This is a genomic window from Arthrobacter sp. ASL1 (assembly GCF_056680475.1).
The window spans coordinates 1,131,736-1,145,461 of the sequence record NZ_CM155284.1; the positions used below are offsets into that span (position 1 = coordinate 1,131,736).

General features: G+C 68.3%; 14 protein-coding genes. 11 read left to right on the forward strand and 3 right to left on the reverse strand.

Annotated features, from left to right (window positions below):
• Nucleotides 1-30 precede the first annotated feature (30 nt).
• Nucleotides 31-1,677 carry a S24/S26 family peptidase gene (locus AC1MEQ_RS05375; protein WP_479794635.1) on the forward strand — a complete coding sequence of 549 codons (1,647 nt, stop codon included), beginning with the start codon at nucleotides 31-33 and terminating at the stop codon, nucleotides 1,675-1,677.
• Between the two features lie 366 nt (nucleotides 1,678-2,043).
• On the opposite strand, the gene AC1MEQ_RS05380 is transcribed toward AC1MEQ_RS05375, so the two are convergent.
• Nucleotides 2,044-2,388 (reverse strand): DUF2316 family protein, encoded by a 345-nt coding sequence (locus AC1MEQ_RS05380; protein ID WP_479794637.1) that lies wholly within the window; start codon nucleotides 2,386-2,388, stop codon nucleotides 2,044-2,046.
• A gap of 393 nt (nucleotides 2,389-2,781) precedes the next feature.
• On the reverse strand, nucleotides 2,782-3,084 hold the full coding sequence (locus AC1MEQ_RS05385) for a ribbon-helix-helix domain-containing protein (protein WP_479794639.1): 303 nt from the start codon (nucleotides 3,082-3,084) through the stop codon (nucleotides 2,782-2,784).
• A 62-nt stretch (nucleotides 3,085-3,146) separates the two neighbouring features.
• Here AC1MEQ_RS05385 and AC1MEQ_RS05390 point away from each other — a divergent pair, with 62 nt between their 5' ends.
• From AC1MEQ_RS05390 to AC1MEQ_RS05415, 6 genes are all read left to right on the forward strand, one after another.
• Nucleotides 3,147-3,854 carry a FadR/GntR family transcriptional regulator gene (locus AC1MEQ_RS05390; protein ID WP_479794641.1) on the forward strand — a complete coding sequence of 236 codons (708 nt, stop codon included), beginning with the start codon at nucleotides 3,147-3,149 and terminating at the stop codon, nucleotides 3,852-3,854.
• Entirely contained in the window at nucleotides 3,851-4,813 is a 963-nt protein-coding gene (locus AC1MEQ_RS05395) for an asparaginase (RefSeq protein WP_479794643.1), read from the forward strand. The genes AC1MEQ_RS05390 and AC1MEQ_RS05395 overlap by 4 nt, the downstream gene beginning before the upstream one ends.
• 89 nt (nucleotides 4,814-4,902) lie before the next feature.
• The gene (locus tag AC1MEQ_RS05400; protein WP_479794645.1) at nucleotides 4,903-6,315 is read left to right on the forward strand and encodes an aspartate ammonia-lyase; all 1,413 of its coding nucleotides are present in this window, start codon (nucleotides 4,903-4,905) and stop codon (nucleotides 6,313-6,315) included.
• A gap of 52 nt (nucleotides 6,316-6,367) precedes the next feature.
• A complete protein-coding gene (locus AC1MEQ_RS05405; RefSeq protein ID WP_479794647.1) occupies nucleotides 6,368-7,882 on the forward strand; it encodes an amino acid permease in 1,515 nt (504 codons plus the stop codon).
• 113 nt (nucleotides 7,883-7,995) lie between these two features.
• Nucleotides 7,996-8,355: an ArsR/SmtB family transcription factor gene (locus AC1MEQ_RS05410; RefSeq protein WP_479794649.1), complete on the forward strand. Its 360-nt coding sequence runs from the start codon at nucleotides 7,996-7,998 to the stop codon at nucleotides 8,353-8,355.
• The gene (locus AC1MEQ_RS05415; RefSeq protein ID WP_479794651.1) at nucleotides 8,352-8,846 is read left to right on the forward strand and encodes an SRPBCC domain-containing protein; all 495 of its coding nucleotides are present in this window, start codon (nucleotides 8,352-8,354) and stop codon (nucleotides 8,844-8,846) included. The genes AC1MEQ_RS05410 and AC1MEQ_RS05415 overlap by 4 nt, the downstream gene beginning before the upstream one ends.
• A 36-nt stretch (nucleotides 8,847-8,882) precedes the next feature.
• Here the strand turns inward: AC1MEQ_RS05415 and AC1MEQ_RS05420 are convergent, their stop codons facing one another.
• Entirely contained in the window at nucleotides 8,883-9,806 is a 924-nt protein-coding gene (locus tag AC1MEQ_RS05420; protein WP_479794653.1) for an EamA family transporter, read from the reverse strand.
• Between the two features lie 84 nt (nucleotides 9,807-9,890).
• Here AC1MEQ_RS05420 and AC1MEQ_RS05425 point away from each other — a divergent pair, with 84 nt between their 5' ends.
• The 4 genes from AC1MEQ_RS05425 to AC1MEQ_RS05440 all read left to right on the forward strand — a co-directional run bounded on the left by AC1MEQ_RS05425 (nucleotide 9,891) and on the right by AC1MEQ_RS05440 (nucleotide 13,668).
• Nucleotides 9,891-10,802: a LysR family transcriptional regulator gene (locus tag AC1MEQ_RS05425; RefSeq protein ID WP_479794655.1), complete on the forward strand. Its 912-nt coding sequence runs from the start codon at nucleotides 9,891-9,893 to the stop codon at nucleotides 10,800-10,802.
• A 138-nt stretch (nucleotides 10,803-10,940) separates the two neighbouring features.
• Nucleotides 10,941-11,435, forward strand: a complete 495-nt coding sequence (locus AC1MEQ_RS05430; protein ID WP_479794657.1) for a DUF1801 domain-containing protein — start codon at nucleotides 10,941-10,943, stop codon at nucleotides 11,433-11,435.
• 242 nt (nucleotides 11,436-11,677) lie between these two features.
• Nucleotides 11,678-12,571 (forward strand): LysR substrate-binding domain-containing protein, encoded by an 894-nt coding sequence (locus tag AC1MEQ_RS05435; RefSeq protein WP_479794659.1) that lies wholly within the window; start codon nucleotides 11,678-11,680, stop codon nucleotides 12,569-12,571.
• The gene (locus tag AC1MEQ_RS05440) at nucleotides 12,568-13,668 is read left to right on the forward strand and encodes an enolase C-terminal domain-like protein (protein WP_479794661.1); all 1,101 of its coding nucleotides are present in this window, start codon (nucleotides 12,568-12,570) and stop codon (nucleotides 13,666-13,668) included. The genes AC1MEQ_RS05435 and AC1MEQ_RS05440 overlap by 4 nt, the downstream gene beginning before the upstream one ends.
• The last annotated feature ends 58 nt before the right edge of the window (nucleotides 13,669-13,726 follow it).

The following is a 13,726-nucleotide window of genomic DNA, read 5'->3' on the forward strand; positions in this document are numbered from 1 at the left end:
CGTGGTCCGCTGCCCCGGCGGACCACAGCGATGGCGGCCTTCTCCCCAGTAGGCCGCCATCGTCCGGCAACGGCACAGCAAACGTCCTTGCCAGGTGGTGGCCCGGCACATGCCACTGCACCACCACCAACCAACGGAAGGAGCGCCGTGCCGCGACTGTTAAGACGCCTGGCAAGAACCGCGGGCATTCTCGCAGCCCTCGGCATCGCGTTGGCTGCAGTGTTGTTGGCCAGTGGCCAGTTCGCTTTCGTTAGCACCTACGGGGTGAGCATGAACCCCGTCTACTACCAGGGCGACCTTGTCGTCGTCTCGCGCGACACCGAATATTCCCCTGGGGACATTGCCGCCTACCATCTCGCCGGCGGTGACGTTGCCCTGCACCGGATTATTGACGCAGACGCCGATGGTTTTACCTTCAAGGGCGACAACAACGAATCCGTCGACGTCGACCACCCCCAGGCCAGTGAAATCATCGGCAGGGCCGTGCTCCACATCCCGCATGGTGGACGGTTGCTCCAGATAAGCACCTCACCCCCGGTGCTCGGCCTAGCCGCATTCGCCCTGCTGGCCGGTGCCACCCCCGTCCTGACCCGACGCCGGAGACGGCGCGCAGCAAGGAAAGAAGCCATGACACCCAGCAGCTCCACCCAGAGAGCGCGCCACACTCTACGCGGAATGCTCGAAGCCCCACGCGCCGCCTGGACCGGCACCGCAGCCACCCTCGCCGTCGTCGCCGTGGGCCTTGGTGCCTGGGCCTGGAGCGGGCCCGCAGACACACCAACGCTGGCCGGCTCCGACGCTCGCATGGACTTCTCCTACAGCGCCGACGTTCCGCGGACACCCGCCTACGACGACACCACCGTCGCCTCTCCGGATCCAATCTTCCGGCGTGTTACGGACCTCGTCGAGGTGCACTATTCCTATCAGGGTCCCTCCGGCACCATCTCCCCGGTCGCCGAACTTTCCACGCCCGGCGGATGGCACACCTCCGTCCCCCTCGGCGATCCCGTGGACGTCACCGCTGGTACCCACCGCGGAACCGTCAAGCTAGACGTCGCCGCGCTTGAGGCACGGGCAAATCGGGCAGCCAAGGTGACCGGCCTGCCGGCGACGCCCCTCACCATCGAAGTGGTCCCGGCCGTGATGAGCGAAGACGAGGCCTTCAGGCCGGCTCTGGAACTGTCGGTGACCCCCTTGCAGGTCTCCCCAGTAGATCCCGCCGCGCTGTCCGTAACCGCCGGCGAGGCACAAGCCCCCGCCCCACGAGCACTATCATTCGGCAAGTGGCAACTCACGGCTAAAGCCGCGCGGGCCATTTCCCCCGCCCTGCTGGGCCTGGCACTCGCCGCGCTCATCGGCATCGCATGGGCGAGCACCCGCCGTCCCTCCGGCGGCGAAGCGGAAGCCATCCAACGCCGCTGGCCATCCCTGGTCATACCCGTCCACCCCATGCCAATGCCGGTCGGGCGCCCGGTCATCGACGTCATGGACTTCCCCACGCTCGCCAAACTCGCAGAGCGTTACGGCCTGCTGGTCCTGCACTGGACCCGCAGCGACGTTGAGACCTTCATCGTCCAGGACGACAGCACCACCTACCGCTATCGCACAGGTGAGGCCGCAGTCGAAGACGATGCCACGGGCAAACACGCCGATTCGACCGCCAGGCAAGACATCTAGGCACTTCGTTCATCCAACATCGTCTTGCTGGAGCCCGGCAGCGGCCTCGGCATCCAGCATGGAGCTGGCCGGCATGTCCGCGGGGTGCCGTCCAGCAGCGGGCGAAGTAATTCTCATTGGGGCGCGCAGCTCGTGGAACACAAGGTGCCGGTACTTTTCCTGCTTGATATGGACAACACGCGGGCAGTGCCCGAAGTCGGCGGTTGCCTCACCGAGGGCAGTTGCCGAGCACTCTTCCCCGTCATTCTGCGAGCAGCCGCTCTCATCGACGAGCTGGACGTGACGGCGGACCTCTTAGCGGTCCCGCGTGTCGGGGACCGGGCTCTGGAGTAACGGGAAGAGTTTCGCGCTGGCACGCGAGTGGAATCAGTCGACGTCGGCGTTTTCGGTAGTAACCGCAGCCGCGCCGGTACCGGGTTGCGGCGCATCACGCAGGATGTACCACTTGTAGGCCTCGGTCCGGGCCTCCTCGGTCAGCACGGTGAACTCCACCGGTTCGGCACTGGCCTGGCGCACGGCCAACTCCAGGTAATCCCGGAGCACCCACACGTCGACCGGGTCCACCAGCTCGCGCAGCTCCAGGGCGGCGTCGAGTTCGTCGTCGCTGAACTCGAGGTCCTCGCAGACCTGCTCGCGGGACAGCCCCGAGCGCTCGAAGTTGGCGGCAAGCTGCTCGCTGGTGGCCTGGCGTTCAGCTGGTTTCAACGTCATGGTGGCTCCTTCGCTGGTGGCGTTGGGGCTTCCGGCGGGCAGCCCCGACACCGCTGGTGTCCGTCCCCATGCAGCCTACGCCAGACCGTCCAGCGGGACGACCGCTTCCCAGAAAGGGGAAGCTGCCCACCGGCACGAAGACTTGTCCCTGACTCCTACGAGAGCAGGTCAAGCATCTGCAGCCGCGCTTTTATCGCATGGATGACCAGTTCATTGCCACTATCAAAAAACAACACAACGGTTTCCCAGAGGGCGGCCTTGTTGATCAAATCCCAGCCTCAACTGGCGGAATGGAGTCTCATCGTCCAGGTCTTCGATCCACAGCGCCCATATCGCAGGCCTGAATGGCGTCCGCGGCAAGAATCCCGTGTTTCAGCGCCGAAGGATGCACGTTCATGCGGCCGAGGTGGTCAGGGCTTCCCGGATGATTTCAGATCGCGACTTCCCCTCACGTTCAGCCCTGGCATCAATGATGGAGAGCTCTTCAAGCGTGAACCGAACGGCAACCACCTGTGACGGTTCTGCACCCCGTCCCGGTCGACCCCGTCGGCGCTTCTTGAGCGTTTCCACGTCATAGCCGGCTTCGGCCTCCGCGGCCCAGGCATCGATTTGCTCCTCGGTGACGGGTTCTCCGTTGATTGAATCGCACGCGCCCATGGCAATAATGTAATACGAAATAACGTACTCGTCGAGCACTCCCGTCGCAGCCCCTCGATCCATATTGACCGTCTCCTGTGAGCCGTGCCATAGTACTTTCCATGAACCTGTCAGACAGCTGGACTGCAGAACAGCCGCGGATCGAGCGCACGAGTGCCTCCGAGGCGGTCTTCCGCTCCCTGCGTGCGGCCATCGAGTCCGGGGACCTGGCAGTCGGCACCAAGCTCAGCTCGGAAGCCACGCTCGGTGCCCAGTTCGGCGTCAGCCGGTCTGTGGTGCGCGAGGCACTGCGCTCCTGCGCCGCCCTGGGCTTGACCCGCACCGAGACCGGCCGCGGCACGTTCGTCCTCGCCGACCAGCCGAAGCAGGATCTGGTGCTGGGCAGCTTCTCCTCCACCGACCTGCTCGAGGCCCGCCCCCACATCGAGGCACCGGCGGCGCGACTGGCCGCCGAACGCCGTACCGCAGATGACCTTGAACGCCTCAAGTCGCTCATGGAATCCATGCGCGGCGAGGATGAAGCGGGAGCCTGGGTCGAGCTCGATGCCACCTTCCACCTCGCGATCGCCGGCGCGAGCGGCAACGGGGTGTTCATCAAGGTCGTCAGCGACATCCGCGATGCCATGGCCACCCAGTCCGAGACGCTGAACCTCGTCGCCGGACGCCGGACGCCCTCCGATGCAGAGCACCAGGACATCGTCGCCGCCATCGAGGCCCGTGACCCGGACGCCGCCGAGCGCGCCATGCAAGACCACCTCGGGGCCGTCCGCGGTGCCGTGGACCACCTCGTCAGGAACGGACACCAGTGAACCTCCCCGCCCACACGCCCCTCGCCGTCCAGACCCGCGGCGACGCCGTCGAATCCATCCACTACGGATCACTCGTCGCCACCGGTCCCGACGGATCGATCCTGGACTCCCTCGGCGATGCGCACGACGGTTTCTACCCGCGCTCGGCGCTCAAGCCGCTGTTCGCCGTTGGCATGCTGCGCGCCGGGCTGGAGCTGACCAGCGAACAGCTCGCCCTGGCCTCCGCGAGCCACAACGGCTCGGACCGCCACCAGCAGGTCGCCGCCTCCACGCTCGCCGATGCAGGACTGGACGAGTCCGCCCTGGCCAACAGCACCGACCTGCCCTACGGCCCGGCCGAGCACGAAGCGTGGCTGCGTGCCGGGAAAGGCCCCACCCGACTGGCCCAGAACTGCTCGGGCAAGCATGCCGCCCTGCTCGCGCTGTGCGTCCGGCGCGGCTGGCCGGTCGCCGGGTACCTCGACGTCGGCCACCCGCTGAACGAGCTGCTGCGCACCACCGTCGAGGAGCTGACCGGCGAAGCGGTCGGCGCCACCAGCACGGACGGCTGCGGCACACCGGTCTACACGATCACCCTGGCCGGCATGGCCCGCGCCTTCGGCCGTCTCGCCTCCGCCGCGGCGGGCACTGCGGAGCGCCGGGTCGCCGATGCCATGCGCGCCCACCCCGAGCTGGTCGCCGGCGAGGGCCGCGACGTCACCGCCGTCATGCGCGCCGTCCCGGGGCTCGTCGCCAAGGACGGGTTCGAGGGCGTCCAGGTCATCGGCCTGGCCGATGGCGCCGGGGTGGCGGTGAAGATCTCCGACGGCGGGGACCGCGCCCGGATGCCCGTCGCCGCCGCCGCACTCACCCGCCTGCTCGACGATCCCGCCCTGGCCACAGCCCTGCAGCCACTGCTTTCCGTCCCCGCCCTCGGGGGCGGGCACCGCGTCGGCGAGCTCACCGCCGTCGTGCCCTGAGCCAGCGACAAGCCACGACCTGGCCCGCCGCATCACCACCGCACCACCACTCCACCACCGGAACACCCACCACAGGAGAACACCCCGTCATGCCCACCACCAGCCTGGCCGCCACACGCCTCGAGCACGATCTGATCGGCGACCGCGAGGTCCCCGCCGACGCCTACTGGGGCGTGCACACGCTGCGCGCGTCCGAGAACTTCCACATCACGGGCCAGCAGCTGGCGACCAACCCGCACCTGATCCGCGCGCTCGCGCTGGTCAAACAGGCCGCGGCGCGGGCCAACCGGGAGCTCGGGCTGCTCGACGCCACCCGTGCCGACGCGATCGAGGCCGCGTGCGCGGAGATCGCCGGCGGGGCGCTGCACGAGCAGTTCATTGTGGACGTCATCCAGGGCGGCGCCGGGACCAGCACCAACATGAACGCCAACGAGGTCATCGCCAACCGGGCGTTGGAGATCCTGGGCCACGAGCGCGGGGAATACCAGTACCTGCACCCCAATGACCATGTGAACCTCTCGCAATCCACCAACGACGTGTACCCCACGGCGGTCAACGTCGCGACCTCGTTCACCGCGGTCCCGCTGCTGGCGGCGATCGAGGAGCTCGAGGCGGCGTTCGCGCGCAAGGCGCTGGAATTCCGCACCGTGGTGAAGATGGGCCGCACCCAGCTGCAGGACGCCGTGCCCATGACGCTGGGCCAGGAGTTCGGCACCTACGCGGTGACCATCCGCGAGGACCGCGACCGGCTGGCCGAATCACTGCAGCTGGTACACGAGATCAACCTCGGGGCCACCGCGATCGGCACCTCGCTGAACGCCCCGGCCGGCTACACCGAGGCCGCCTGCCGCCACCTGGTCGAGCTGACCGGACTGCCGCTGACCACCTCACCCGACCTCATCGAGGCGACCCAGGACGTGGGCGCGTTCGTGCACCTCTCCGGCGTGCTCAAGCGCGTGGCCGTGAAGCTCTCGAAGATCTGCAACGACCTGCGCCTGCTCTCCTCCGGCCCGCGCGTGGGATTCAACGAGATCAACCTGCCCGCCGTGCAGGCCGGTTCCTCGATCATGCCCGGCAAGGTCAACCCGGTGATCCCCGAGGTGGTCAACCAGGTCGCCTACCAGGTCATTGGGCACGACGTGACGATCACGATGGCGGCCGAGGGTGGGCAGCTGCAGCTCAACGCGTTCGAACCGGTGATCGTGCACTCGCTGACCCTCTCCATGCGCCACCTCGAGGCCGGCTGCCAGACGCTGGCGCGCAACTGCGTGGCCGGCATCACCGCAAATGAAGAGCTGCTGCGCCGGAACGTGGAAAACTCGATCGGGCTGGTCACGGCCCTGACGCCCCAACTCGGTTATGCCACCTCGACGGCCATCGCCCTCGAGGCGTTGCACTCCGGCCGCGGGATCGCCGAACTGGTGATCGAGAAGAACCTGCTCAGCCGCGCCGAGCTCGACGAACTGCTGCGCCCCGAGCGCCTGGCCAACCTGTCCGACTGACCCACCGACAACCCCGTACCGTCCACTCCCCCGACCAGAGGACAACGAACGCATGACCGTGAACCACCACCTTCCGGACCAGCACCAGGCACACCACCACGCCTCCGGGCAGGCCCTGACCGTCGGCGACGGCGACTACAAGAAGGGCTTGAAGAACCGCCAGATCCAGATGATCGCCATCGGCGGCGCCATCGGCACCGGCCTGTTCATGGGCGCCGGCGGCCGCCTGGCCGACGCCGGGCCGGGCCTGGTCATCGCGTTCGCGGTCTGCGGGTTCTTCGCTTTGCTGATCCTGCGCGCCTTGGGCGAGCTGGTGCTGCACCGCCCGACCTCGGGATCCTTCGTCTCCTACGCCCGCGAGTTCTTCGGCGAGAAGGCCGCCTTCGTCACCGGGTGGCTGTACTGGCTGAACTGGTCGATGACGGCGATCGTGGACATCACCGCCGTCGCGCTCTACATGCACTTCTTCGCCAAGTACGTCCCCTGGATCGGTGCGGTCCCGCAGTGGATGTGGGCGCTGGCCGCGCTGCTGCTGGTGCTCTCGGCCAACATGGTCTCGGTGAAGGTCTTCGGCGAGATGGAGTTCTGGTTCGCCCTCATCAAGGTCGTTGCACTGGTGGGCTTTTTGGCGGTGGGCATCTACTTCGTCGTCTTCGGCACCCCGATCAACGGCCATGAGGTCGGCTTCTCGCTGCTGGCCGACCACGGCGGCATCCTGCCCAACGGGCTGCTCCCGGTGCTGGTGGTGATGCAGGGCGTCGTGTTCTCCTACGCCTCGATCGAGCTGCTGGGCACCGCTGCCGGCGAGACCGAGAACCCCGAGAAGATCATGCCCAAGGCGATCAACACCGTCGTCGTGCGCATCGTCGTGTTCTACGTCGGCTCGCTGACCCTGCTCTCGCTGCTGCTGCCCTTCACCTCCTACGAGAAGGGGGTCAGCCCCTTCGTGACGTTCTTCGGCTCCATCGGCGTCGGCGGCATGGACGCCATCATGAACCTGGTGGTGCTCACCGCGGCCCTGTCGTCGCTGAACGCCGGGCTGTACTCGACCGGGCGCATCATGCGCACCATGTCGCTGGCCGGGTCCGCCCCGAAGTTCGCCTCGCGGATGAACCGGGCCGGCGTGCCGTACGGCGGCATCATGCTCACCGCCGTCATCGCGTGCCTGGGCGTGGTGCTCAACGCGATCGTGCCGGCGAAGGCATTCGAGATCGTGCTGAACATCGCCTCGCTGGGCATCATCTCCTGCTGGGCCATGATCATCCTCTGCCAGCTGGCCTTCCACCGGCTGGCCCAGCGCGGCGAGGCGGTCCGGCCCAAATTCCGCATGGTCTTCGCCCCGTGGAGCGGCTACCTCACCCTGGCGTTCCTGCTCTTCGTCGTGGTTCTCATGGCGTTCGACTCCCCCGTCGGCACCTGGACGGTCGGGTCCATCGTGGTCATCATCCCGGCGCTGATGGCCGGCTGGTACGCCTGCCGTGGCCGGGTCCGCCAGATCGCGGCCCAGGCCGATGCCGGAATGCTGCCCGGCGGTGGCGAGAGCCGGGTCCCGGTCGACATCGACTGATTCCCCGCGCTCTGCCCACCACGAGTCGACGGCGTCGCGCAGCCAGCGCGGCGCCGTCGTGCTGTTGTCACCGCACCTCTTGACATTCAAGTGTTTGGTTGAATAATCGGAACATGACCACCACCGTGACGGAGACGTTTGCCGCCCTCGGCGACCCGGTGAGATCGACAATCGTCGACCACCTGGCCGCCTCGGATGCCACCGTGGGCGAGCTGGTTGCACTGTTCGAGATCTCCTTCCAGGCGGTCTCGCAGCATCTGGGCGTGCTCGAACGCGCCGGCCTGCTCACGCGCCACCGCGAGGGGCGCACCCGCCGCGTCAGCCTCGAGCGCCAGCCACTGGACGAGGCACAGTGCTGGATGGACGAGCGCCGACGCCGGCTCGAGGAGCGCTACCAGCGCCTCGACGCGGTCCTCGCCACCCTGGTCGAATCCCCCCAGACCGACACCGACACCCACCAGGAGAAACCATGAGCGCCCACGACATCCGCCAACCCGGCCTGACCGAACACACGCGCATCGGCGACCAGAGCATCGTGCACCGGCGCGGATTCGCCGGCCCGGCGGCGCTCGTCCAGCGCGCGCACACCGAGGTGGACCTGTTCACCCAGTGGATGGGCCCGCGCGGGACCACGGTGCGCGTCGACCGGTTCGACGCCCTCACCGGAGGCGCCTTCCGCTACGTCGTCGAAGCAGGATCCGGGGCCAGCTGGGCATTCCGCGGTTCGTATCACGAGGTCTCCCCCGGGCTGATCGTGCACACCTGGGAGTACGAGGACGAGCCCGGGGCCACGCTGGAGATGCTGCGCTTCACGGACCTCGACGACGGGACGAGCACCCTGGAGGCCACCTCCACGTACACGTCCAAGGAGGCCTGCGACGCCATGCTCGCCTCTGGCATGGATGCGGGCATGGATGAGGATTTCGAGCGCCTCGACGCTGTGCTGGCGTCGATCCGCGGCTGATTCCAGCTGCCGGACAGCGCCGATGGGGCTGGCCCGCTAACGCCCCTCGCCGGCGTCGCCAACGGAACCCACGGGGACCGTGACGACATCGACCGGCGCGGGGGCGCGGCGCTGGCCGGTCCTGGTGGCCCCGATGCCGGCCAGGACGACGAGCACGATGCCGACCACTGCCGCCGGACGCGGCACCTGGTGCAAGATGGTCAGCCCGATGACGACGGCGATGGCTGGCTCCAGACACATCAAGGTGCCGAAGGCCGCGGTGGTCAGCTTGCGCAGGGCCAGCATCTCGAGGCTGAAGGGGATCACGGGCAGCAACAGCGCCAACCCGAAACCGACCAGCAGCACCTGCCAGTCCAGGCGCCCGATGATCGAGGGGCCCACCACACAGGTCGCGACGATCGCCGCCACCGGCATGGAAATGCCGAGCGCGCTGATCCCGGAGGCCGAGTCGCCGGCCTTCTGCGTGAACAGCACATACCCGGCCCAACAGGCTGCCGCGCCGAGGGCGAAAACTATCCCGATCGGATCGGTGGCCCCTGCCCACGGCTCGGTCAACCCCAGCACCCCGGCCGCCGCCACCAGGGCCCACCAGCGCGCGGCTCCCCTGCCCTGGATGATGGCGATCGAGAGCGGGCCGAGGAACTCCAGGGCACTGGCGGTTCCCAGCGGGATGCGTTCGACGGCGAGCATGAACAGGACCGTCACCCCGCCGGTGGCCACGCCCAGCAGCGCACTCGCCCCCAAGGCCGCCCGGCTGAATTTGACGCGCCAGGGCCGGCCGATGGCGACCAGGATGACAGCGGCCCACGCCAAGCGCAACCACGCCACACCCTCGGGACCGAGGGTGTGGATGAGCCCCACGGAGACGGCCAGGCCCAACTGGACACAGGTCATCGAGGCCAGCGCCATGAGCGAGCCGGTGCCGGCGGGGCTCATCGCCAGGCGGGGAGAGGAAGTCATGGATCCATTTGACCCGATGCGCTCCGTCCATGTCCACGTGACAATCATCAACAAACCGTTGGGATTTGCTGCACAATGGACTCCATGGAAACCCGGCGTCTGCAGTATCTGTACGAACTCTCCCGGATGGGATCCATGCGCGGGGTCGCCGACCTGCTGGGCACCACCACGTCCACGGTTTCGCAACAGATCGCCCTGCTCGCACGGGAAACCGGAGCCCGTCTGCTGGAGCCCGAGGGGCGCGGGGTCCGTCTCACCCCCGCGGGGCGCCGGCTGGCCGACCACGCCGAGTCGATCCTGGCCGCCGTCGATGCCGCACGGCTGGACCTGGACCCGACCGCCGACCCCTCCGGGACCCTGCGGGTTGCCGGTTTCGCCACGGCCATCCGCACCACACTGATGCCCATCATCGACGAGCTCGCCGAACACCACCCGAAGGTGGGGATCGTCGTGCTCGAGCACGAACCGGCCGAAGCGCTGAAGCAGCTGGCGGTAGACGAGATCGACCTGGCCCTGACCTACGACTACAGCCTTGCCCCCGAGGACGTCGCGCCCGGCATCGAGACGCTGCCCCTGTGGAGCACGCCGTGGGGGCTGGGCGTCCCGACCGCCGACGCCGACCACCTGGTCACCGCCGGACTCGACGGCGGGCCGGGCCCGGACGCCGTCCAGCTCTTCATGGCTTTCCGCGACCACCACTGGATCGGCAACTCGCGCAACGACGCCGACGAAACCGTGCTGCGGATGATCTCCTCGATGGCCGGATTCGAGCCGGAGCTACGCCACCAGTCCGACAGCCTGGACCTGGTCGAGGACCTCATCCTCGCCGGCCTCGGCGTCGGACTGCTCCCCGGGGACCGGCCGCGCCGCGAGGGGATCACCATCCTGCCGCTGCGCGATCCCGAGGTCCGGCTCCGCGCCTTTGCCCGGACCCGGCGCGGGCGCAGCGCGTGGCCGGCGCTGGCGCTGGTGCTGGACCGGCTGCGCGGCAGCTGAGCCCCGCCGTCGTCGGGGATCCGAGCCGCTGTCCCACATCGCCGGCACCGCGGACCCGCGCCCGACCCCGGAGTTGCGACGCCCGATGCAACCTGGCCTCTCGGCGACAAATTCCCCCGGCGGGCGTATTATCCCGACATGACTAGCGGGGAGAGCGGTGGAGGGGAAGCCCAAGAACCGGCTACACCCACCGAGGCGCAGGCAGGGGCCGCATTCACGTTGCCTGAGGCCATGACCGGCAGGGCAAGCCCCGCGAAAGCGGCGGTTGGCGACAAACCGGTTTTCGCATACATCGCCAGCCTTCCGCAGCCACAACGCGCTGTCGCCGAAGCAGTTGATGCGCTCGCGGCCACGACGCTACCGGGCCTGCAGCGTTCCGTGAAATGGGGCATGGCCTACTACGGCGTTGGCGATGGCTGGTGCTTCAGCTGCGGCGGCTTTGCCGGCCACGTGAAGCTCATGTTCATCAATGGCGCAGACCTCGATCCGGTACCGCCGGTGACACCTGTGGGGATGGGCAAGGCGACGCGGGGCGTGGAGCTCGGATCCTTGGGAGACCTCGATGAACACCAGCTCACGGAGTGGATGACCGACGTCGCATCCAGGCCCGGTGTTGGCGGAAGGAAGCAGTGAGCCACGGGCTTCCTCCGCAGGCGCGTTGCACGCCGGTGGCCCGGTGGTACTGAACGCCACGACCACGGACGGAGCGAATTCTCCGGGGTCCTGCAGACGGGAGTCGGGCCCGCACGGATCCTATTAGGACGAGTAGACTCTCAATAGGCGTCGAATAGGTATTTCCCCCTCCGAGCGGCCCGGCCTAGAGTTCTCACGAGACGCCACCGGGACAACCGCCCGGACCGGATCATCGGAGCTCCATGGAAACCAGACACCTGCGCTACTTCGTCGCCGTCGCCGAAGAACGCCACTTCGGCCGCGCCGCCGCGCGCCTGCACATGGCCCAGCCGCCGCTCTCCCAGCAGATCAAGCAGCTCGAGGAACAGCTCGGCACCGCACTGCTGACCCGGACAACCCGCCGCGTCGACCTCACCCCGGCCGGCGAAATGTTCCTGGGACGGGCCCGCAATCTGCTGGCCGAACTCGAACAACTGGCACAGGACGTGCGCACCGTCGGCGAGGGAGCCAGCGGTGTGCTGCGCGTCGGCTTCACCGGAACGGCGACCTACCGGTTGATGCCCGGGATCGTCGAGGCGGCCCGCCGGGACATGCCCGGACTCCAATTGAACGTCCAGGGCGAAATGCTCACCCCGGAGATGGAGGAGGCCCTCGTCGAGGGGCGCCTCGACGTCGCCGTCCTGCGCCCGCCGGTGCGTTCGACCGCGATCGAGCTGCTGTTCCTGGAACAGGACCGGCTCAGTGTCGCCCTGCCGGAAAACCATCGGCTGGCCGGGCGCGAGGAGCTCGAGCTCTCCGACCTGACCGACGAACCGTTCGTCTCCTACCCTCCGACGTCGGCGGTCAACCTCATCGTCCACGAGGCCTGCCGCCGGGCCGGATTCATGCCCCGGGTGGTCCAGGTCGCCCGCGAGACCTCGACACTGCTGACCTTCGTCGACGCCGGACTCGGCGTCGCCCTGCTGCCCACCACCGCACGCCTGCCCTCCAGCCAGCGGGTCACGTTCCGACCGCTGCGCGATGCCCCCGCCGTCGACCTGGCCCTGGCCTGGAAGACGGGCAACGAAGCCCCCCTGGTGCACAACTTCCTGAAGCTGTGCGAACCGGTGGCCCACCCGGAAGGAAACTCCCCGTGAAGATCGAGCGAATCGAAGCGATCCCCTACGCCATCCCGTACAACCACCCCCTGCGCTTCGCCTCCGGCGAGGTGACGACCGCGGACCACGTGCTGATCCGCGTGCACACCGACGAGGGCCTGATCGGCACCGCCGACGCGCCGCCGCGTCCGTATACCTATGGCGAGACCCAGCAGTCCATCCAGACCATCACCGAGGACGTCTTCGCCCCGCAGCTGCTCGGCCTGGACCCGTTCGACCGCGAGCGCGTCCACGAGGTGCTGCGCCGCACGATCCACAACCAGGTCGCCAAGGGGGCCCTGGACATCGCCCTGTGGGACCTCATCGGCCAGGCCACGACCACCCCGGTGCACAAGCTGCTCGGCGGCTACACCGAGTCGATGCGCGTGTCCCACATGCTCGGCTTCAAACCCGCCCAGGTGCTGCTCGACGAGGCGCTGCGCTTCGGCGAGGAGTACGGGATCACCACCTTCAAGCTCAAGGTCGGGCGCCGGCCCTTGGCCCTGGACATCGAGGCCTGCCACGTGCTGCGAGAGGGCCTGGGCGAGGACGTCGAGCTCTACCTGGACGCCAACCGCGGCTGGACGGCCAACGAGGCGATGCAGGTGCTGCGCCGCACCGAGGGCCTGGGCCTGACCATGCTCGAGGAGCCGTGCGACGCCAAGGAGGCGATGTCACGGCGACGGCTCGTGGAGAAGTCCCCGATCCCGATCGTCGGCGACGAGTCGGTCCCCACCGCTGGCGATGTCTCCCGCGAGCTGCTGGCCGGCGGGTCCAACGCGATCTGCATCAAGACCGCACGCAGCGGCTTCACCGAGGCCACCGAGATCCTGGGGCTGTGCACCGGGCTCGGCGTGGACGTGACGATGGGAAACCAGATCGACACCCAGGTCGGCTCGCTGGCCACCGTCACCTTCGGCGCGGCACACGAGGCCTCCAGCCGCCGGGCCGGAGAGCTCTCCAACTTCCTGGACATGTCAGATGACCTGCTCGCCGAGCCATTGGCCATCACCGAGGGGCGCATCCGCGTCCGAGAGGTCCCCGGCGTCGGGGCAGCCATCGACGAGGAAAAGCTCACCCGCTACCGTCAGGACTGAGCGCGCCACCGGGCCCGCCGTCGTCGAACCCCACACCACCCCCACCGACAGGAGTCAC